This is a genomic window from Streptococcus sp. CL6.22, assembly GCF_049738055.1.
GTDB lineage: Bacteria > Bacillota > Bacilli > Lactobacillales > Streptococcaceae > Streptococcus > Streptococcus mitis_DJ.
This window is the reverse complement of the sequence record NZ_JBKOTV010000018.1, coordinates 20,570-41,482: the sequence shown is the minus strand read 5'-3', so window position 1 is coordinate 41,482 and position 20,913 is coordinate 20,570. Positions and strand designations below refer to the sequence as shown.

Annotated in this window: 26 protein-coding genes; all 26 read right to left on the bottom strand. The window is 40.0% G+C overall.

Annotated features, from left to right (window positions below; translation table 11 throughout):
* Window positions 1-118: 118 nt before the first annotated feature.
* On the bottom strand, window positions 119-529 hold the full coding sequence (locus ACLNCW_RS09390) for a hypothetical protein (protein WP_424846149.1): 411 nt from the start codon (window positions 527-529) through the stop codon (window positions 119-121).
* Window positions 516-959, bottom strand: coding sequence for a low molecular weight protein-tyrosine-phosphatase (locus ACLNCW_RS09385; RefSeq protein WP_424846147.1), 444 nt, complete (start codon window positions 957-959; stop codon window positions 516-518). The genes ACLNCW_RS09390 and ACLNCW_RS09385 overlap by 14 nt, the downstream gene beginning before the upstream one ends.
* A gap of 46 nt (window positions 960-1,005) precedes the next feature.
* Window positions 1,006-1,305 (bottom strand): preprotein translocase subunit YajC, encoded by a 300-nt coding sequence (gene yajC / locus ACLNCW_RS09380; RefSeq protein ID WP_001069289.1) that lies wholly within the window; start codon window positions 1,303-1,305, stop codon window positions 1,006-1,008.
* A gap of 115 nt (window positions 1,306-1,420) precedes the next feature.
* The gene (gene tkt / locus ACLNCW_RS09375) at window positions 1,421-3,397 is read right to left on the bottom strand and encodes a transketolase (protein ID WP_424846144.1); all 1,977 of its coding nucleotides are present in this window, start codon (window positions 3,395-3,397) and stop codon (window positions 1,421-1,423) included.
* 113 nt (window positions 3,398-3,510) lie between these two features.
* On the bottom strand, window positions 3,511-4,602 hold the full coding sequence (gene ulaG / locus ACLNCW_RS09370) for an L-ascorbate 6-phosphate lactonase (protein ID WP_023947932.1): 1,092 nt from the start codon (window positions 4,600-4,602) through the stop codon (window positions 3,511-3,513).
* A 111-nt stretch (window positions 4,603-4,713) separates the two neighbouring features.
* Window positions 4,714-6,387, bottom strand: a complete 1,674-nt coding sequence (locus tag ACLNCW_RS09365; RefSeq protein ID WP_424846142.1) for a BglG family transcription antiterminator — start codon at window positions 6,385-6,387, stop codon at window positions 4,714-4,716.
* Window positions 6,388-6,553: 166 nt separating this feature from the next.
* Complete coding sequence (locus ACLNCW_RS09360; RefSeq protein WP_033679598.1) at window positions 6,554-7,261, bottom strand: L-ribulose-5-phosphate 4-epimerase; 708 nt, start codon at window positions 7,259-7,261, stop codon at window positions 6,554-6,556.
* A gap of 1 nt (window position 7,262) precedes the next feature.
* On the bottom strand, window positions 7,263-8,126 hold the full coding sequence (locus tag ACLNCW_RS09355; protein WP_023947936.1) for an L-ribulose-5-phosphate 3-epimerase: 864 nt from the start codon (window positions 8,124-8,126) through the stop codon (window positions 7,263-7,265).
* Window positions 8,127-8,129: 3 nt separating this feature from the next.
* Window positions 8,130-8,795: a 3-keto-L-gulonate-6-phosphate decarboxylase UlaD gene (locus ACLNCW_RS09350; RefSeq protein WP_023947938.1), complete on the bottom strand. Its 666-nt coding sequence runs from the start codon at window positions 8,793-8,795 to the stop codon at window positions 8,130-8,132.
* A 16-nt stretch (window positions 8,796-8,811) separates the two neighbouring features.
* A complete protein-coding gene (locus ACLNCW_RS09345) occupies window positions 8,812-9,297 on the bottom strand; it encodes a PTS sugar transporter subunit IIA (RefSeq protein ID WP_033679597.1) in 486 nt (161 codons plus the stop codon).
* Between the two features lie 76 nt (window positions 9,298-9,373).
* Window positions 9,374-9,655, bottom strand: coding sequence for a PTS sugar transporter subunit IIB (locus tag ACLNCW_RS09340; RefSeq protein ID WP_000241466.1), 282 nt, complete (start codon window positions 9,653-9,655; stop codon window positions 9,374-9,376).
* 22 nt (window positions 9,656-9,677) lie between these two features.
* Window positions 9,678-11,135: a PTS ascorbate transporter subunit IIC gene (locus ACLNCW_RS09335; RefSeq protein ID WP_000452074.1), complete on the bottom strand. Its 1,458-nt coding sequence runs from the start codon at window positions 11,133-11,135 to the stop codon at window positions 9,678-9,680.
* A gap of 130 nt (window positions 11,136-11,265) precedes the next feature.
* The gene (locus ACLNCW_RS09330; protein ID WP_424846140.1) at window positions 11,266-11,889 is read right to left on the bottom strand and encodes an HI_0552 family protein; all 624 of its coding nucleotides are present in this window, start codon (window positions 11,887-11,889) and stop codon (window positions 11,266-11,268) included.
* A 50-nt stretch (window positions 11,890-11,939) separates the two neighbouring features.
* Complete coding sequence (jag, locus tag ACLNCW_RS09325) at window positions 11,940-12,929, bottom strand: RNA-binding cell elongation regulator Jag/EloR (protein ID WP_000260003.1); 990 nt, start codon at window positions 12,927-12,929, stop codon at window positions 11,940-11,942.
* A 17-nt stretch (window positions 12,930-12,946) separates the two neighbouring features.
* On the bottom strand, window positions 12,947-13,771 hold the full coding sequence (locus ACLNCW_RS09320; RefSeq protein WP_424846137.1) for a membrane protein insertase YidC: 825 nt from the start codon (window positions 13,769-13,771) through the stop codon (window positions 12,947-12,949).
* Complete coding sequence (rnpA, locus tag ACLNCW_RS09315) at window positions 13,746-14,117, bottom strand: ribonuclease P protein component (protein ID WP_000739245.1); 372 nt, start codon at window positions 14,115-14,117, stop codon at window positions 13,746-13,748. Before rnpA ends, ACLNCW_RS09320 begins: the two co-directional genes overlap by 26 nt.
* A gap of 149 nt (window positions 14,118-14,266) precedes the next feature.
* Complete coding sequence (locus tag ACLNCW_RS09310) at window positions 14,267-15,457, bottom strand: acetate kinase (RefSeq protein WP_424846135.1); 1,191 nt, start codon at window positions 15,455-15,457, stop codon at window positions 14,267-14,269.
* Window positions 15,458-15,507: 50 nt separating this feature from the next.
* Window positions 15,508-16,461 (bottom strand): class I SAM-dependent methyltransferase, encoded by a 954-nt coding sequence (locus tag ACLNCW_RS09305; RefSeq protein ID WP_314500756.1) that lies wholly within the window; start codon window positions 16,459-16,461, stop codon window positions 15,508-15,510.
* A gap of 60 nt (window positions 16,462-16,521) precedes the next feature.
* Window positions 16,522-17,109 (bottom strand): class I SAM-dependent methyltransferase, encoded by a 588-nt coding sequence (locus tag ACLNCW_RS09300; RefSeq protein ID WP_424846133.1) that lies wholly within the window; start codon window positions 17,107-17,109, stop codon window positions 16,522-16,524.
* A gap of 32 nt (window positions 17,110-17,141) precedes the next feature.
* A complete protein-coding gene (gene comGG, locus ACLNCW_RS09295) occupies window positions 17,142-17,555 on the bottom strand; it encodes a competence type IV pilus minor pilin ComGG (RefSeq protein WP_424846131.1) in 414 nt (137 codons plus the stop codon).
* Complete coding sequence (gene comGF, locus ACLNCW_RS09290; protein WP_424846129.1) at window positions 17,533-17,994, bottom strand: competence type IV pilus minor pilin ComGF; 462 nt, start codon at window positions 17,992-17,994, stop codon at window positions 17,533-17,535. Before comGF ends, comGG begins: the two co-directional genes overlap by 23 nt.
* Entirely contained in the window at window positions 17,957-18,259 is a 303-nt protein-coding gene (gene comGE / locus ACLNCW_RS09285) for a competence type IV pilus minor pilin ComGE (RefSeq protein WP_153197443.1), read from the bottom strand. Before comGE ends, comGF begins: the two co-directional genes overlap by 38 nt.
* Window positions 18,222-18,656, bottom strand: a complete 435-nt coding sequence (gene comGD, locus ACLNCW_RS09280; protein ID WP_031233245.1) for a competence type IV pilus minor pilin ComGD — start codon at window positions 18,654-18,656, stop codon at window positions 18,222-18,224. Before comGD ends, comGE begins: the two co-directional genes overlap by 38 nt.
* Complete coding sequence (gene comGC / locus ACLNCW_RS09275; RefSeq protein ID WP_020903620.1) at window positions 18,619-18,942, bottom strand: competence type IV pilus major pilin ComGC; 324 nt, start codon at window positions 18,940-18,942, stop codon at window positions 18,619-18,621. The genes comGD and comGC overlap by 38 nt, the downstream gene beginning before the upstream one ends.
* A 1-nt stretch (window position 18,943) precedes the next feature.
* Complete coding sequence (gene comGB / locus ACLNCW_RS09270; protein ID WP_424846156.1) at window positions 18,944-19,960, bottom strand: competence type IV pilus assembly protein ComGB; 1,017 nt, start codon at window positions 19,958-19,960, stop codon at window positions 18,944-18,946.
* Complete coding sequence (comGA, locus tag ACLNCW_RS09265; protein ID WP_261146308.1) at window positions 19,908-20,849, bottom strand: competence type IV pilus ATPase ComGA; 942 nt, start codon at window positions 20,847-20,849, stop codon at window positions 19,908-19,910. The genes comGB and comGA overlap by 53 nt, the downstream gene beginning before the upstream one ends.
* Between the last annotated feature and the right edge of the window lie 64 nt (window positions 20,850-20,913).

Below are 20,913 nucleotides of genomic sequence, written 5' to 3'. Positions count from 1 at the left end.
AATTTCAAATATTTTTTTATTTCACAAGCTTGATTGGAAGAGGAGCTTGGGAAGAGATAGATTTTCTAGTAAGCGCTTACTTTTAAATGATAACAATACCTCCTTTGATAAGGAGGCTTTATTTTTGTTGAAAAACGCCTTGTTTAAAAGTCCCTTCATAAACGACTTCTTGTTCTGTTGTTAGTTTCCCTTTTCCTTCAGCCTGACCATTTACAAAATCACCTTCGTAGGTCCAGCCTTCTTTAGATTGAAAGGTACCTTTTCCATTGAAGGCTCCATTGCTGAAACCACCTGTATATTGGTCCCCATTTTGGAAAGTAATAGTACCCTGTCCATTCATTTTACCACGGACAAGACTGCCATCGTAAACAATCGTTCCATTATCCAGTTTTAGAACACCTTTTCCAGGAATATTTAGAAAAAAGACGAGCACAGCACAAAAAACAATGGTAACTACTGCCAAAAGCTCTAAACGTGGACGAGTCAGATAGACACGATACTTGTCGTAAAAATTCTTAAGATTTTCCATCTTCACTCCCCTTTTCTAAACGTTCTAACCAAGCTTGACAACCCTCTTGAACACGCTGATAGGTTTCCTCAAAATCACCTGTATACCAAGGATCTGGAACGCTTTCAGATGCAAATGAGTAAATCTTATCTTGACAGTCTACTGGACACATCTGACGTAAGTCAGAAACATTTGAAGCGTCCATTCCGATAATATAATCAAAGGCTTCAAAATCTTCCTTGCTAATCTGAAGCGATGTTTTGGCTTTGTCATAAGGAATCTGATACTCTTGAAAAATTCCTTGAGTTCCCTTATGAATCGGATTACCATGTTCCCAAGAGGAAGTCGCTCGACTTTGGATTTCATAATTATCTGTCATTGATTTCATAACAAACTCGGCCATAGGGCTGCGACAAATATTTCCCAAACAGACAAAGACTAGTTTTTTCATCCCATTTCCTTTCTTTTACAGAAAAACGGGAGTTAGTAATCCCGTCTTATTTTTCAATTGCGCCTTCGAGTGAAGCTGTTTCTTTCAGCGGTAATACTGTCTTGATAGCAGCTAGTTCAAAAGTCAAGTAAACTCCATCTACATCAAGAACAATCGTTCTCTTCTCAGTATCTACTTCATCGACTGTCCCGTAAAGCCCACCGATTGTAATCACTTCATAGCCTTTTTGTAGTTTATTTAAGCTTTCCATACGTTTTTGTGCTTGTTTCTTTTGAGAGCGTTGCATAAAGAACATCAAGCCCAACATCGCTACAAGCATAATTAAAAATGTATAATTTGGATTCATTGTATTCTCCTTTGTCTTTTACATAGGACTACTATATCAAATTTCAGCTACTTTTACAAGATTGTACCTGCTTTTCTAGTAAGAAAAACCAGAGCTTACGCTCTGATTCTTAGGATTATTTCAAGTCTTGAACGACTTTTACAAGATTTTCAACTGTAAATCCGTACTCTGCCAATACTTTTGGTGCTGGGGCAGAGGCTCCGAAGGTATCAATACCTAGAACGGCACCATCAAGACCAACATATTTGTACCAGTTTTGAGTTGCACCCATTTCGACTGCAACACGACGGCGAACTGCATTTGGAAGAATTTCTTCCTTGTATGCTGCATCTTGTTTATCAAAGACATCTGTAGATGGCATGCTGACTACACGGACTTTTGCTCCTTGACTAGCCAATTCTTTGGCAGCTGAGACAGCAAGATTAACCTCTGAACCTGTCGCAATCAAGATGGTATCAAAGTCTGCTGCATTTTCATAGACAACATAGGCACCTTTTGCAACCTTGTCGAAGTCTGTTCCTTCTTCAACAGTCAAGTTTTGACGTGTCAAGACAAGGGCAGTTGGTGTTTTTTCGCTTGTCACTGCAAGGTACCAAGCTGCTTGCGTTTCACGCGCATCTGCTGGACGGAAAACATTCAGATTTGGCATGGCACGAAGACCTGCTAAATGCTCAACTGGTTCGTGAGTCGGACCGTCTTCCCCAACCGCAATAGAATCGTGGGTAAAGACATAAGTCACAGGAAGTCCTTGTAAGGCTGACAAGCGAACAGCTGCCTTCACATAGTCAGAGAAGACGAAGAAAGTTCCACCGTATACACGAAGTCCACCGTGAAGGGCCATCCCGTTCAAGATAGTTCCCATGGCAAATTCACGAACACCAAACTGAATGTTACGGTTCAAGCGATTGGTATCATCTTGAAGTCCATCAGTCTTGATATAAGTCATGTTTGAGTGAGCTAGGTCAGCTGATCCACCTAAGAAGGTTGGTAACTTAGCTGCCACAACGTTCAAAGCATCCTGACTCGAGTTACGAGTTGCTTGAGAGAAGCCATTTTCTAAGGCTGGGAAGTCTGCTGGAGTCACTTCAACTGGATCGCGCCCTTCGATAATTGCTTCCAATTCTGCAGCCAATTCTGGATGCGCTTCTTTGTAATCTGCGACTAGTTTTGCCCATGCTTCATAAGCTGATGCACCACGGTCTGCAACATGTTCTTTGAAATCAGCATATACTTGTTCTGGGATTTCAAATGGTTCGTAGTCCCAACCAAGGGCTTGACGAGTTGCTGCAGTTTCATCTGCTCCAAGAGGAGCACCGTGTACGGCATTAGTTCCTTGTTTGTTTGGAGAACCGTATCCAATAACAGTCTTCACTTCAATCAAAGATGGTTTGCCTGAAGCTTTAGCTGTTTCGATAGCTGCATGGATTGCTTCCAAGTCTGTTCCATCTTCAACCAAGGCAGTATGCCAACCGTAGGCATTGTAACGGTCACGAACACTTTCTGTAAAGGAATCTTTTGTCTCACCATCCAAGTTGATGTCATTTGAATCATAAAGAACAACCAACTTGTCTAGTTTTTGCAAACCTGCGTATGAAGCTGCCTCGCTTGAGACACCTTCCATCAAGTCTCCATCTCCACAGATAACGTAAGTATAGTGGTCAAAGATATTGTAGCCTTCACGGTTATACTTAGCTGCCAAGAAACGTTCTGCCTGGGCAAAACCAGTGGCAGTTGAAATACCTTGCCCTAGAGGACCTGTTGTAGCATCAATCCCTGCTGTATGACCAAATTCTGGGTGACCTGGTGTTTTTGAACCCCACTGACGGAAGCTCTTAATCTCATCCATGCTGACATCTTCAAAACCAGAAAGGTGAAGAAGGGCATAAAGAAGCATTGAACCATGACCTGCTGAAAGAATAAAGCGGTCGCGGTTGATCCAGTTTGGTTTAGCTGGATTGATACGAAGTTGTTTTGTAAAGAGGCTGTAAGCCATCGGAGCCGCTCCCATAACCACACCTGGGTGACCTGAGTTGGCTTTATTAATGGCGTCAATACCTAGGAAACGAATTGCATTAACAGATAGATTTGACATAGAATTTCCTTTCTATTTGAGGTGATTATTGTATCACACATTCTATTTTACTATTATATGAAAATTATCCGTATCATGCAACATACGGATAACCTCCAAAGAATATTTTTATATTATAGCAAAGCTTTAAATTGAATGTTAGAGTCTTGTTCAAAACAATCATCAAAACCACGTGGATGATGGTATTCTACTAAGTGTTGATCTTGAGGATAAGTGTACTTACCGCCGACTTCCCAGATAAATGGATGGAAATCGTATTGCAAGCGATCTTTTCTCATTTTCCAAAGTTCTAGAATCTCATTAGTGGAAGCCATGAAGTTAGACCAGATATCATAGTGAACTGGGATAATGACTTTGGTACGCAGATTTTCTGCCATACGAAGAAGGTCGATAGATGTCATTTTATCTTGGATACCTACCGGATTTTCACCATAGTTATTCAAAGCAACATCAATTTTAAAGTCTTTACCATGTTTTGCAAAATAGTTTGAGAAGTGAGAATCTGCACCATGATAGATGGTTCCACCTGGTGTTTCAAAGATATAGTTAACAGCCTTTTGAGCCATTTCTTCATCTGTAACAGTTAAGCCAGCAAGTTCACCGCCTGTCTCATCAGCACCGTTCACTGGGAGAGTTACCAAACAAGTACGGTCAAATGATTCTACTGCATGAATCTTCATATCTTTTAATTCGATAGTGTCACCTGGTTTAACAACGATGATACGTTCTTTTGGAACACCCCATCCTTCCCAGATTCGTCCACAGTGGTAAGGACCGATAAACTTAACATGCTCTAACTTAGAATTGTTGAGAATTGCTGCAGCTGTGTATGGGTCGATATGATCACTATGGAAGTGTGAAACTAAGTAATAATCTAGTTCGTTGATAGCAAATGGATCGATAACCATCGGCTGAACACGTAAGTTTGGTTGCAACTTACGAACACCTGCCATATTTGCCATTTGGTGCCCACGAACCATATCTTTCACTTTTTTGGTTGATTTTCCACGGTTTGACCAAAGGTCCATGACAACGTTAGCACCACCTGGTGTCTTAATCCAAGTACCACAGTTGCCTAGCCACCACATGGCAAAATTGCCTTCAGGTACGACTTCTTCTTCGATTTCTTCGTTCAACCATGTTCCCCACTCTGGGAAAGTAGCTAAAATCCATGACTCTCTTGTAATTTCTTTGACGTTTGGCATATGTTGCCTCCTTTGGATATAATTGTTATCTTTGAGATTAGTATACCACCCTTCAAAACACTAAAAAAGACCAAGAAAAACACAGGTTTGTGTTCATCATTGGACTGTCCTTCAAATATCTTCCAAAAAAGCTTGAACTACTATTTCTTGATTTATAAGTGTTTGAACCTCTTCTTGGAACTTACTAGCCAACTTACTGTCTACAATATAAGACGAAATAAGACTAGAAAGATTTTCACTGAAACTTTTGCTCTCATTACGAAATATATTGTGTTTAAGATAGTCTAGCATTTTCAAAATATCTTCTGCTTCAAGGATAGGATTAACCCTTAAAATCGGAAATCTGCTATCCAAATCATCATTAGTAGTAATCACTACATCAACTTGTGCAATATCTTCCACACTCTTAAATTGTTCTGTTGTAAATACAGTACCAATTTGCTCATTTGGAAAATAAAGTTTGCATTGTTTCAGCAAAAGTCTCGAAACCGCAACACCTTCATCACAAACGAGATAAACTTTTTTCATATTTTTTTGAGACGATGGTGTATACTTTAAAAATCCTCCAATATGAATCGTCAAATAGGCAATATCATCGTCTGTTAGACGAATAAACCATGCTCCTTCTAAAATTTCCGCAGATTTTCTAGTGACTAAAAATAATTCTCCATACTTGGATCGAATTTGTTTTGTTAGAGGATTTTTAGAAAAAATACCGTAAGTCTTTCTAAATAACAAGGCTTTACAGTGGATCATCAAATTTCTTAACAAATCATCCTTGTTCTCAATCTCCATTCGGATTTGTGATTCAAAATACCAGATGAATTCTTCTAAAGCAAGTTTTAACTGCCGAAAATCATCACTTTCTGCATGAATATCCAAATCTTTACGATAGGAGAGGAGAAGAACAGCTACAAGAGAAACTTCAAGTTCTGACAAAGAAATTTCAAACTTTTGAAACAACCGTTCTCCTAATTTCTTAGACACCTGATACTCTATTCTTTTTCTTATTAAAGAAAATTCTTTCTCTATATCCTGATGTCTTTCTTGATACTGTTCAACATTATGACAGCTTAACAGCAAATAAGGTAGAACCTGCAACATAAAAGTTACTTCATGATGATTTATTTTCTTCCCTAAATCTTGTTCAACTAAAGGAACCTGTTCCTTAAAAAATTGGTTCATTTCAACAGAAAGCAAACACTCACCATCTAACCTCTCTTTCATCTTATCTTCTAAAATAGATACAAAAGTGGCATTTTCTTCCATAAAAATATGATATAGAAGCGATTGAAGATACTGAATTTTATTAAGAGGGTGGGCATGAAGATGGTATCCCTGTGACTTGCTCACTTTCAAGGTCACCTGATATTGTTCCAAAGTTAGTTGATAACGAATACTATTCAAATCATTGAGAACAGTATTCCTAGACACCTCTGTTAACTCCATCAATTTTTCAATCGTAATACGTTCTTTAGAAATACCTATCCATAGTAACATTATCATCATACGTTCATGCGCACTCATGATATAATCGTACGAATCTACTTCCGATAATAGTTCACAACAAGCATCTCTCTGCTCTTCCGTTAAGTGAATACCAATTCGTGGAATACTAATGATATGAAGCGCCTCGTCACCCAAAGCAGCATTGATTTTGTCAATGTGATAATAAATTTTCCTTCTTGACTCTTTCAAATCTTTTGAAATCGCCATAATCGTTTTGGACGTTTCTTGATCCATCAAATATTGAAGTAAATCACAACTTGCCTTATCCAGTACCATATTTCATACTCCTCTATCAATCAACTGCCTTGAAAACAACTTTATAATAGTATCACATTCACTAACGCATTTCAATTATCAACAGTAGTCTCTTAATAACGAATACTTACAATTACAAAAGCGAGGCTTGGATCGAAAGGTCCTAGCCTCTTTTCAATTCAATTTCTTATTTCTTTTGACCGTAATAAGCATTTGGTCCATGCTTACGTTGGTAGTGTTTTTCTAGAATGTACTGAGGAGCAGGTTCAACTCTTGGATTGATTTGTTCTGTAAAGCGATTCATCTTTGATACTTCCTCTAGTACGACAGAGTGATAAACAGCATTCTCTGGATTTTTTCCCCAAGTGAATGGACCGTGATTGCGTACAACAATACCTGGTACTTCAACAGGATTGAGACCACGACGCTCAAATTCTTCTACGATAACCAAGCCAGTATCTTTTTCATAGGCTACTTCTACTTCATCTTTGGTCAAACTACGAGCGCAAGGGATTGAACCGTAGAAATAATCTGCATGGGTTGTTCCATAGAAAGGAATATCACGACCTGCCTGAGCCCAACCAACAGCTTCTGTCGAATGGGTATGGACCACACTAGCAATCTCTGGCCAAGCCTTATATAACTGCACATGAGTTGGAAGGTCCGAAGATGGTCTTAAATCTCCTTCTAGAACCTTGCCATCCAGGTCAGTTGCCACCATGTTTTCAGGTGTCAATTCGTCATAATCTACGCCTGATGGTTTGATAACAATGACACCGAGTTCACGATTGACTTCCGATACATTGCCCCAGGTAAATTTGACAAGTCCATGTTTTTGCAATGATTGATTGGCATCACAGACTCGTTTACGCATAGCATTAATTACTTGATTCATCTTACATCAAACCTGCTTTCTTAATTAGTGGATAGAGAAAAGCTTGTGCCTCTTGAATGGCTGCGCGTGTTTCTTCTACAGTTTCACAATTTTCAGACCACATTTCGATTAGGAAAGGACCATTATAATTGGTTTGCTTTAAAATATCGAAAGCTTCTTCCCATTTGACACAACCTTGCCCAAAAGGTACATCTCGGAACTGCCCCTTTGAACTTTCTGTCACTGCATAAGTATCCTTGAGATGGAGAGCTGTGATAGCATGGTGACCTAGATAGAACTCACTATAGACATCATTATGCCATGCAGACACATTCCCAATATCTGGATATACAAAAAGGTAGGGAGAGTCAACATCCTTTTCTACAGCCAAGTATTTTTCGATACTATTGATAAAAGGATCATCCATAATTTCAATAGCAAGTACCACCTGAGCCTCTTCAGCCCAGTCACAAGCTTTTCTCAAATTTTTGATAAAACGTTGGCGTGTCTGGGGTGACTTTTCCTCATAATAAACGTCGTAACCAGCTAATTGAATAGTACGAACTCCCAAGTCTTGGGCTAATTCAATACATTTTTTCATGAGTTCTAGAGATTTTTCCTCTAGAACTGGATCATTTGATCCCAATGGGTAGCGACGATGGCCTGAAAAACAGATAGAAGGAATACGAACACCAGTTTTATAGATTGCTTTGACAACTTCCAAACGCTCGTCCTTGCTCCAGTCCAGTCTTGCTAAACGCTCGTCACGTTCATCAATAGACATCTCGACAAAATCAAAGCCTAACTCCTTGGCAAAATTTAAACGTTCTAGCCAAGTAAAGTGTGTCGGGGTTGCCTTTTCATAAATTCCAATTGGACGTGCCATGGTTTACCCCCAAATTCGTCTGATTTCATCCTTGAAGGCACGCGCTGCTCCTGCTGGATCTGCAGCCTCTGTAATTCCGCGACCTGCGATAAAGGTAAAGACATCAACGCCTTCAAATAGTTTGAGAGTATCTACATCTAGACCACCTGTTACAGACACACGGAAGCCCATGTCGATAAGTTTTTTAACCTTATTAAGGTCTTTTTCACCCCAAGTCTCACCAGCAAGAAGTGCATCACGAGATTGGTGATAAATAGCTTGTGAGATACCAGCATCTAGCCAAAGCTGAGCTTGTTCAAAAGTCCAATCGCCATAAAGTTCAATCTGGATTTCGCCTCGGTCTCCACGTTCAGCCATGATAGCCTTTAGAGCCGCTTCCATAGTAGGGATAGTTGCACAACAGATACAAGTCATCCAATCGGCACCACGAACGGCATTATTTTTGGCAACTGTTCCACCAGCATCGGCACATTTTGTGTCTGCCACAATAATCTTATCTGGAAAAAGGCTTCGCAAGACTTCAACCAGTTCACTTCCAACTTGTAATAAGCAAACAGTTCCAGCTTCGATAATATCTACTTCCTGACCAACAGAAACAGCTGCTTTAATCGCTCCTTGCAAGTCTGAATGATCTAATGCAACTTGTAAATTAGGTATTCTTTTTGTCATCTCTTTATTCCTCTTTCTAACTTTCCAAATCCAATCCCTCGAGATAAGGGCTATCCTTAGATTCTTCAATCATCGTCAAGACATCTTCCTTAGTCTGGCAAACCTGTAAACGTGCGATAGAATCTTCTAATTCAAACAAGGCAATAATCTGTGGAATGGCTACACTTGTGTGAATTTTTGAGCTTGTTGCTGCTAGTGCCAACAAAACTGAAACTTCTTTCCCATCTGAAAATACAACAGGATTTTGTAAGGTGATCAATGAAAAGGCATCTCTTTGCACTCCAGCTTCAGGTCTAGCATGGGGCATAGCCATACCTGGCATTAAGATATAGTATGGGCCATACTCTTCAGTCGATTCAATGATAGCATCGTAATACTCTGGCAAAATTGCTCCACTTTCAATCAAGGGATCTACTGCTACCTTGACTGCTTCTTTCCAGTCTTTAGCTTCTAAACCTAGTCGGATCGAGTCATTGTCAATTAAAGCTTGTTTTAAATTCATATCTGCCTCCTTTATTTAAAGAGGGAGAAGGACAGAAACGATGACTCTCAGTTTCTATCCAGCCCCCTCCAACCTTTTACTGTAGTGCTTGACTGAGTTTTTCAGTGATTTCTTTATCATCCATCAAGTTGTCAAGCCCAATTAACTTCCCATTAGTTCGCCCTTCCAATTCTTGGATCAAATGAAGAGAAGCGATTACGATGTCATATCCTGCTGCTAAACCTTTAGCTTCACCGACACTGCATGAATTGACTGTAAAATCTGTTTGATTAAGCTTACGGAGAGCATTTTCAACCTTCATCTTGATAACCATTGATGAACCCATTCCATTTCCGCACGCTGCTAATACTTTAACCATTTTATTTCTCCTTTTCTAGATACTAAGCTTCTTCTTGAACTGCACCGTTGTAATATTTCTCTTTATCTTTTGCTTTGGCAAATTGAAGTTGAGGAATAACAAGCAAGAAGAGACACACAAGTACATAACCAACAATACCAAGGTATTTGAAGATATATCCAAATCCAAGCCATGGGAATTCAAAGTCGATATTTCCATGGTAACCACCATAAGATGCTAAATCAAGAAGAGCTACACAGAGAGCTCCTAAAGCAACTTGGAGAACACCTGAGATGAAGGATAGGATAACAGCCGCTTTCCATCCACCGCGTTTATCAGCGTAGACCGCAATGGCTGCATTGTCAAAGAACACTGGTACAAATCCTGTAATAATAAGAATCGGATTTTTAAAGACGATGAGCAAGACAATTGTGATCAATTGACCAATCAAACCAAAGGCAAATCCTGACAAGACAGCGTTTGGAGAACCAAATCCATAAGAAGCTGCAACGTCAACCGCTGGGAATGAGCCTGGCAACAATTTGTTTGAAATACCTTGGAAGGCGTTTGTCAACTCAGATACGAACATGCGGACACCTTGCATCAAAACGAACAAGTAAACTGAGAAGGTAAAGGCTGTTTGAATAATGTACATAAAGAAATCTTGTTTAGCAGGATTGAATAGAGTTCCTGAAGTGATGACTTCTTTATTAGACATAATGTCTGGACCCAAGATTAAAAGAATGGCTCCGAAGAATACGAGCATCAAGGTAGCAGATGCAACAACTGTATCGTGGAAGATTGAGAGGAACTTAGGTAATTTAAGATTGTCTAAACTTTCTTCTTTCTTACCAAAGCGTCCTGCTACTTTATCTACAAACCAGATTGCAAATTGCTGTTGGTGACCAATCGCAAATCCGCCACCACCAGTCAAGCGTTGAGTTGCCTCAACAGTCATATTTGAACTAACTGCCCAGTAAAGTCCACAGATGATACCAATCGCTGCTGTACCGTAAGCATTGCGCAATTGTGGTACTAAGAATAGAACCATAAGAGATACTGTTGCAGCTTGTTGTACCATGATGTGACCAGTAATAAAGAGGGTTCTTACCTTCGTGATCTTGCGAAGAGCTACGAGCAAGATATTTATTCCGAAACCAATCAATAGAGCTGTAGTTGCAGTTCCAACAAAATCTGGAAACTCTGCTGCAATTTTGTTGTTTGCTGCAGCAAGTCCAAAGTAAGGGTCGATAACCGCTGCACCAATTTGGAATTTGTAGTTAAGGGCTGCTAAGATCGGACGGAAGGTTGTAACCAAACCACCTGCACCCACATTGAGCAACATATACCCTACTGTTGCTTTAACAAACCCTGAGAAAACGTCGTGGGCAGGTTTTTTCAAAAGTGCGTATCCTATCAACACCAATAAACCTACGAAAAATGCGGGATTCTGCAAAATATTGCTAGAAAACCAATTTAGAACACTTGAAATGACTTCCATAATTGTTCTCCTTTTGAATTGTTTTTGTAGGTTTATTATATAATTTGAAAGCGTAAACAAAAAGACCAAGAATTACACAGCGGACTGTTCACTCTTGGACTGTATGATTTATGATATTTTAATGATTAGCTTAGTTTCTCGTAGCTAGATAAAATGGAAGAATTTTATCATAAGATTTCAGTAGGGCTTCTACGATTTCTTCTTCAGATGAATTCTCTGTTATAGGGACATCTATTTTAACTAACACTTTTCGGATTTCTTGACTTCCTACCTTATCGACTAAAACCTGACGATTTTCTTCGTTCGCCTCCCACCGTTGACTTTCCCCATCTGAGTAGAATAGATAATAAATCCCTTCTACCACTGGAACTTCTAGAACCTTGGCCTGCTTGCCTAGAGTTTGCTCATCTTTCTTGCGCTCGATAAAACTAACTTCTAGTGAGACACCAAAATCAGAAGGTATTCCATACAAACGAAGAGCCAACATAGGTTCTGTCACTTTCCCCTCACGCTGTATATAAGCCCAGAAGTGTGGTCGCAAGCGCTGCGCTTGGTTCATCCACTGGCTAGTCTGTTGGAGTTGCCATTCTGGATGGCTTGCTTGAAAGGCTTTGGCTAGCTCTGTAAAAGCCTTTCTGGCCTCTTGACCTTTGTGGCGAAATGCCATCATTTTCTCTCGTTCTTCTCCCGCTTTATCAGGATTACGGTACTGCAAACCAGCAAAGTCTAAATAGTCTCTTATCTTATTCAACATTAATTTAATCTCCTCCAGCTAGCAAAAAATCAGGAGAACCCTGATTTTGTTTATTCTGTATCTACAACGACATAGCGATTTGGCTCATCACCCTCAGAGTAACTAGTCACGCCATCCATACGTGAAATAATACGATGAATAATCTTGCGTTCACTATTTGACATAGGATCCGTTTGATGACTACGGCCTTCTTCTAAAACACGAGTCGCCAATTTTTGAGCATAGGTCTGCAAGACTTCTGCACGATGTTCAACATAATCATTGACATTAATAGTAATGTAGAAGGTTCTTGCATAGCGGTTGTAAAGATAATTTTGAGCCAATAGTTGTAAGGCCTTCAAAACTTTACCATGGTAACCGATAATACGACCTGGCTCATTGGTATCAATTTGTAAATTGATGCTACGACGGTTATAATCATTTGAAATCGTCGCCTCAACATCCATATCATCAATGATTGTTTGGACATAAGTCGTTACTTCCGTAGCTACTTGTTCAATGTCAAAGCTCGGTTCCACTTTTAAGCCCAAATCTTCTAATTCTTGACTTTCAGTTTGTTCAGCTCGACTCTCAACAATAGGAGTTTCTACTTCTTCCCCGAAACCAGCTTCTTCAAGCTGTAATTCATTTAAAATCTCAATATGCCCAGTTTCTTCTAAAATGGTGTTAGCATGTTTTTCATTTTTCAAAATTTCAGCCTTAACTTCATCAGAAACCCCTTGGCCTTCTTCTTCAATCTTTTTAATTGCTTCTACAACATGCCCTAAATCAACAGTCGCTTGACTGACTGTTTTGACTGGTTCATTTTGTTCGTTAATTTCTTTAGGAACACCCTTTACAGCCTGCTGATTAGCTTTAATGACCGTTGTTTCACTAATAGCTTCAATATCAACTTGAGCTGGTTTTTTACCAAATAAACCAAGAAAGCCATTTTTTTCACGAGAAATGACTTTGATATGAGCCTTCAGTCTTGGGATATCTAATTCTTTCAATCCTTTCTGGATTGCTTCTTCAACAGTTGAACCTGTAAATACTACCATTACCAGATTCCTCCTTATTATTTCGTTTTCTGAGCCTTTTTCTTGGCTTTTCTTTTTCTATTTTCCAAATCTTTCTGTGCCTGAACTACCGCCTCGCGCTCTGCGATAATCTTGAATGGATTGTTCAAGAAATAGGTTTGCAAGACTTGATAAGCATTGGACACTGTCCAGTATAGGGCGACTCCACCTGGTGCATAAACTGCAAAGATAAAGATCAAGACTGGAATCCCATACATCATCGCAGTCGTAGCGCCATTACGCTCAGACAAGGCCTTGTTGGACAACCAAGTACTTAAAAAGGTAAATACAGCTGCTAAAACAGGAAGAACAAGGGTTGTATCCACACCACCAAGGTTAATCCATAAGAAATGACCTGTCTTTAAAAAGTCAACTCTTGATAGAGCTTGGAACAAGGCCAAGATAACCGGCATCTGAATCAAAATCGGCCAAAGAGAATCTGACTGTCTGACACCCATTTCTTTAAAGACTTTACGCATTTCTTGCTCTAGCTTAGTTCTGCTTTCCATATCTCGACCTGGATATTGTTCTCGAAGCGCCTTAATGCGTGGTTGAGCTTCTTGCATTTTTCTGGAAGCTACCATTTGCACTTGGAAGACTGGCAAGAGAACTGTACGAATCAAGACCGTAAAGAGGATAATCCCCACTCCGATACTGATATCAAACGATAAAAAGCGAATAATTTCCGCAAAGAAGTAAACAAATTTACTCCAAAAATCAGCTGATTCGGCTGTGATATCGCTAGTTGTCCCATTAGTCGCACAGGCTGTCATGATCAATAGAGACAGTCCTAGCAAACTAGTCAACTGTAGTTTCTTTTTCACTCCCATTTCCTTCCTGGTAAATCTTTGATAATTTTAATACGTGGAGTAGATTTTTCTCCATCTCTGCATATCCCAAGGTTTCAACCCCTTTTCGAGCAATGACAACAAAATCGACATCTTCTACCAGACTTCCTTTTGCATTCTGGATAATATGTCGGATTCGTCGCTTGATTTGATTTCTAGTGACGGCATTCCCCAGTTTTTTGCTAACTGATAGACCTACTCGAAAATGGTTTTTCTGATTTTCTAGTTGGTAGACAACAAACTTGCGATTGGCAAAACTTGTCCCCTCCTTGAAAATCGCTTTAAAATCTTTCTCTCTTTTTACACGAAAGTTTTTCTTCAAAACTCAACTCCATCTATTAAATTACTACTATTATACCATATTTTTCAAAAAAGCCAATCATAGCAAGGTTTTGGACAATTTCACCATAAAAAGAAGCTGGAAAAATCTCTTTCCCAACTCCTTGTACGGAATATTTTTACTAGTTTTACTTATTTTTTCAAGCGTTCAACGTCACGGGCAATAACTAGCTCTTCATCTGTTGGAATAACCAATACACGGATCTTCGCTGCCTCTGTTGAGATGTCTCCTGTCAAACCAAAGACGTTCTTTTCTGGGTCAACATCACAACCAAACCAAGAGATACCTGAGATAACATCTTCACGCACATTTGCAGCATTTTCACCAATACCTGCTGTGAAGATAATAGCATCTGCTCCATTTAAGACTGCAAGGTATTGACCGATATGTTTTTGGATACGATCAACATACATTTCATAGGCTAAAGTGGCATCATGATCCCCTTCTTCCATAGCAGCAATCACATCACGCATATCACTAGATTTACCTGAAACCCCCATCAGTCCTGATTCACGATTAAGAACGTGACTAATGTCTTCAGGCGTGTTAAAGTCCTCTGTATATTGCATTAAGTAAGGAATGATAGCTGGGTCAATATCCCCTGTACGAGTTCCCATCATCACACCACCAAGTGGAGTGAATCCCATTGAAGTATCGACAGATTGACCACCCTTAACAGCTGTAATAGAAGCACCATTACCGATGTGGCAAGTAATCAATTTCAAGTCCTCTAATGGACGGCCCAAGAGTTTTGCTGCTTCTCCTGCTACAAACTGGTGACTTGTACCGTGGGCACCATATTTACGCACCTTGTTTTCTGTGTAATATTTTGTTGGTAGAGGGTAGCGATAAGCTTTCTCTGGCATAGTTGTGTGGAATGAAGTATCAAAAACAACTACACTGGTAATGTCTGGCAGCAATTCCTTGAAGGCACGAACACCTGCCGCATTGGCTGGATTGTGGAGAGGAGCCAACAAGCTCAACTCTTCAACTTTTTCTAAAACATCTCCCTCAACGACTGTTGATTCTTTGAAATATTCTCCACCGGCAACAACACGGTGTCCAACACCAGTAATCTCGTCATAAGCCTTGATAATATCGAAACGAATCAAGTCATCCAATAAGATTTTAACAGCTTGTGTGTGATTTTCAATATCCAAAATTTGTTGTTCAGAACGACCATCAAATTTTACAGTTGAAATTGAATCTTTCAAGCCGATACGTTCAATCAACCCTTTCGCCAATACTTTTTCTTCTGGCATTAAGTATAATTGCCATTTCAAACTTGAACTTCCTGCATTGATTGCAATTGTTTTTGTCATAACATGATACCCCTTTTTAAGCGTTTTCATCTATTATAACAAAATCTATTTTATATTTCAGTACCTTGAGTCCATTTTTGAAAATTTTCTTTAAATTTCATCAAAACACTTGCATCTTGTAAGCTAGCAAGTGGATAAATAAAAGGCTCCACTGCTATTTCACTTTTCTTCTGTAGGATAAAAATAGTCTTAGATTGTTTGGCATTAGCAAAGAGATTTTCAGGCAGACTAATCATGGCAACCAGACTTGCCTCCTCTTTCAACCAGCCTTTCAACAAATCACTTTGAGGACTGGTCAACAAATCACTCGGTGCGAGAAAAATAGCGTATCCGTCTGACTTGAGATACTTTAGACCTTGTTCCATAAGCAAGTGATGAGCGTAAGTATGTTCGTGACTAGAAGCAACTTGATGACGCGACGCAACGGCATCATCAGGATAATAACCGACAGGCAAGTCGCTAATGACCACGTCACTTTCTTTGAGCATTTGTGGACGAACGGCATCTCCTTGGACAAAGCCAGCCTGCAAACCAATCACATCTGCCATACTAGCCGCCAAATCAATCAGCAAATCATCCACTTCCATTCCCAAGTAATCCACTTTTTTAGCAAGCGAGGTCAAGAAAGTAGCCCCCAGAATTCCCATACCAGAACCCATTTCGAGGATAGTGATTTCCTCTTCTTTAAACAACTCTTCCACAATAAACACCAAAAGTAAAGCAATAGCATCCGGTGTAAACTGGTGATTGGCCTGCAAGGGTTCTGTTTGCCCAGCCTTCATCAAGAGAAACTGGTAGGTCTTGAGCCATTCTTCTTTGCGTAGTGCTAGACGCTTAAGGGCTTGATTGTTCTCTCGGACCTGTTCTAGCTCAGTTTCACCATCCAGATAGATGCTGTTTTGCTCCACCAAGGCGTCATAAAAGTTGGTCGCCAAATCACTTTGGATGACTTGGACATTCTCTAGTAAATACGTATAAGCTTGTTCAATTTTTTCAAAATCCATATTCCTATCTTATCAAATTTCCCTTCTTTTTTCCATCCTTATAGAAAAATCACTCCCTGACTAGGCGAGTGATTTTTGGGCTACTGTTAAAAAGAGTTCTGAGTAATTTCCTTGAAACAGGTCTTCAGCGCTATAGAGAATCTGACTATGCACAGATGAAAAACCATGCTCAATTAGCTGTTTTTCCAGTTCAGCTAAATCAAATCCATGATGATTAGCCTCTGTCTTGGTAAAATCAGCAAGTAGGAGTTGTCCATCTTCCTTCAAATGTTGATGAAACAGTGAAAGAGCCTCATCCAAATCAGGCATATGGTGAAGAACCCGACTGACAACAATGAGATCAAACTCTTGCTCTAAGGGATTTTTCAGTAAATCTTGTTCCAAAAACTGGATATTCTTGATGTCTTGCTGCTCCGCTTTCAAACGAGCTTGCTCCAGCATTTTCTCCGAAATATCCACTAATGTTACAGATTTGGCTTGTTTGGCCAGAGGCAAGGTTAATAGACCCGTCCCACCACCGAAATCCAAAATTTCTTTGTCTGATAGAAGATCAATCTGTTTCTCGACCGCTTGACATACCAAGTTTGCAAGAAAGATATTTTTAGGGGAATCGAAAGTTTCCGCTTTGTGGTTAAAATTATGTCTCATATTTTTAGTTTAGCACAAAGTAGCTGAATTGACTAGGAATTCTCGTTCTTTTCAAGCTTCTCTTCTGATTCTTTCTTCTCCACTTTTTCACTTGGATCAATCACTATCTTTTCCTTTTTAGCTGTTTTCTCTTCTTTGAGTTTGACGGAAGGAAAGATGAATTCATATTGACCCTTAGGCGTACGAACCCTTGTCACCAAGTTTGTTTTCTTATTTTGATAACTCACCTGACCCAGATTAAAGGTCTGTTCCCCACTTTCCTTATCAACCTTATCTTTGGTTCGCTTGGCCATAGCAAAAGCAATCAACTTTTCTTTATTCAAAGCATAGTCTTGATAGTGGGCGACTTGTCGATTCAAGTAAAATTGTAACAAAAGACTAAAGATGGCTGCCATGGTGACTGCATAGAGGAGAACACCTGCCTTAACTTTTTTCTTTTTCCACACGATAGATAAACTCTCTTTCTAAGCCTTTTTGAAATTGAAAACGAAATCGAACCAGTTGATTGTCTTTTGTAATCTGCGCAGATTTGAGGCCATAAACCATCGGCTGATAACCCCGTCCACTGGCATCGGTTTTCCGAAAATCATCCGATTTAGACTTACCTATAGCGATATCCTTGCCATCCTGCTTCATATAGAGGCGATTGCCCTCCACTTTTTCGAACTGCGAACGGTCTAATTCTGTCTCCAACTGGTCCACAAACAAGAGCCACTCCTTTTGCTCGCTTTGTTGCTGGTAGCGAACTTCTGAAATGAGGAGCTGACTCATGGCTTGAAAGAGGAGTAAACTTCCACTGATGACAATGAGAGCAATCAGTGATTCCAACAAGGTGAAAGCATTGACCTTATGGCTCTTTGATAGCCAACAACTGTTCTGAACCATGATAAACCTCCAATCCCTTTTCACTAGAAAACACCTGAATCTCCACTCCGTTTATCTTTACCTGATTTTGACCTGTCTGCAAGGCCATCTTAGCTACCCTCAAGACTTCTTCCTTTTGCAAGATTTTTGCTTCTTCTTGCCTATTTTTTTGAATTTGTCCCAAAAGGAGCGTCGCGATGCTGGCAAAGATAGCTAGAGCCACTACTGCTTCCAGTAAAATCACTGCCCTAATTTTTTGTTTCCTTAATGCGTTTAATTTTTCCATTTCCTAGATATAATTGATAACGAATCGCTCCTTTGCTGGTCTGAAATTCAACCTTAGCCAGGGATGAATTTCCCCCAGCTCGGTCAAATGTGATACTTTGTCCTGATGGTGCCTGAATTCCTTTAGGAACGGTCAACTTTTGGCTGCCATTACTGATCGTCTGCCCATCTAAATTTAGACTAGTCTTTTGCTGACTAGCTACACTGCGTTTTTGTGTTTCCCGATAAAGTTCTTCAAACTCCATAAAGAAAATCTGCTCCCCTACCGCCTCAAAAGTGGACTGAACAGAGCCGGACAAGCCCAAGGCAAGGATACTCACAAGTCCCAAAATCAAGAGACTTTCAAGCATGGTAAAAGCCTTAATCTGCAACGGTTTGGCTGGTATTTTGTTTAGCATGGTATTCTTTATAAGCTTTAGCCTGTTCTTCCGTGATGCGCCCATCGTCTTGTAACTTGCTTAGGCTAGCTTCTTCATTCTTATCTAAGCTATAAAGTTCTGCCTGGCTTTCCACCACCTTAACAACAGCAGCTTTTCCTTTGTCATTGACTGCTTCTTTTTGCTTGGTCAGATTAGGTACAAAGAGTAATAGAAGCACGCTGATGATGAGCAAGACTACCAACATTTCCACAAGTGTAAAAGCTTTAACCTTAGCTTTTTTCAATAATGTCATCATTTTTTTCATGTTAAAAATTTACCTCCATATTTTGATACATGGGCATGAGCATTGCCGCATAAAGTAAAACGATAATCAGAGCCACAAAGATAAAAACCAGCGGTTGCACCAAATTCATGGTGCGGTTGACTCGGGTAAAAAAGGCTTCCCAAGTTTTTTCAGCATAGATTTCCAACTCACTACCCAGCTTGGACTTGACTTCCCCATACTCGATGATGAGACTCAACTCCTTCTTAAAGAAAGGATAGGTTCCTATCGTCTGAGAAAATTCGCGGCCATTTTGTAGGGATTGAGCTAAATCTTGACCGATTTCTTTAAAGAGCTGGGAACCTTGTTCCTGCATGATCTGAAAAATCTGCATCAGCTCCATCCCCTGCGAAATCATATTCCCCCACTCACGCGCATAATAGGCTGTCAAATAGGTCTGCACAAAGATTCCAAGAAAGGGAAGGCGTGCTAAGATAGAAAAGACGCGCATCTTAGAACTTCTTTTATAAAAAGTTAGTGCTAAAAGGGCAAGTATGAAAACAAACCCTACCATTCCTAGAAAAATTTGTGGCAGATTACCAATGATTTGGGTGGCAATATTGCTACTGTCCAGTTGGGGTAGTAGGTAGTTGCGTAGTCCCAGCATAATTAAGAGAAGAAATCCCAGCAAAATCAAGGGATAGGTCGCTACTTCAATTAACTTTTTCTTGACCTTGGCCAGATTATCTAGATATTCTTCTATCTTTCCCAAACTCAGGTGAAGATTCCCATGAACCTCAGCTAGGGATAGCTGAGTGACAATGGCACTTGAAAACCCCAAACTTTCCATCATTTCTGAGAATGATTTCCCTTGAGACAAGCCCGTGCGCATCTGGGTCACACACTGCTTGTCCAACAAAGCACTCCTATCTAAAAAGGAGATGGTTTCCACCAGATGAAAACCGCTGGAAAAGAGATTGTTAAACAAGGTAATGATATTTTTTTGCTTAGCTGTAGCTAATTTTTTCTGTTTCAGCCTGAAGACTTGTGATATGTCCATCTTTAAGAAGCTGGTCAATCTGCTTATTCCAGCTAGTTGGCTGGTGTGCTTGATAGTCTTTGTTTGCAAAATCAACGATTCCTCCTCCCCCGATTAATCTCTGGTAGCAGACTCCTTGTAGAACGACTGCCAACTCTTCCTCACTCACACCCAACTCCAGCAGGCGTTCATAAACACCTCGGATACTCTTGGCATGAATGGTTGAAAAGACCGTCGCCCCTGTCAAACTGGCTCTGACCACTGCACGCGCCGTCTCGCTGTCTCGAATTTCTCCGATAATCAAGAGATCTGGTCGATGACGTAAGGAAAGTTTGATGAGATTTTCATAGGTCAACCCGATTGCCTCATTCAACTGCAATTGGAGCATGTCGTCCTGCTTGATTTCAACAGGATCTTCGATGGACATGACCTGCTGTCCTTTAAAGAGGGACTTGGCCAATTCGTGCATCAGTGTTGTCTTACCACTGCCGACTGGACCTGCAAAAAGATAGAGACCACGTTGCCTGTACTGCTTACCTAATTCTTCAATGTCCTGAAACCAAAAATGCAAGTCCTGCTCCTCATCATGCAACAAGCGAATCACCAAACTCTCATGCCCTCGATAATCGCCTACAGTAGATAGACGTAGAGATGCCATCTTCTGGTCATATTCATAATCACAGGAACCAAGTTGACTACGTCTCTTCTCCCCAACATTCATACCCGCTACAAACTTAAAGTGACTGATAACGGCCGCAAATTTTTCAAAATCATAAGAACCGATTTTACAGCGCTTGTCTCCGACCCTCATATGAAGCTCATAGGCGTCTAACTTAGGGACAAAATAAATGTCTTGCGCCCCTTTTTTCCGAGCCGAACGAATGATTTCTTGTGCAATTTCTTGAACCATACTTACCTCCTCACCTATACTATTCGCAAAGATTTGGAAAAATAAAAAAAGCAACTCCCAAAAA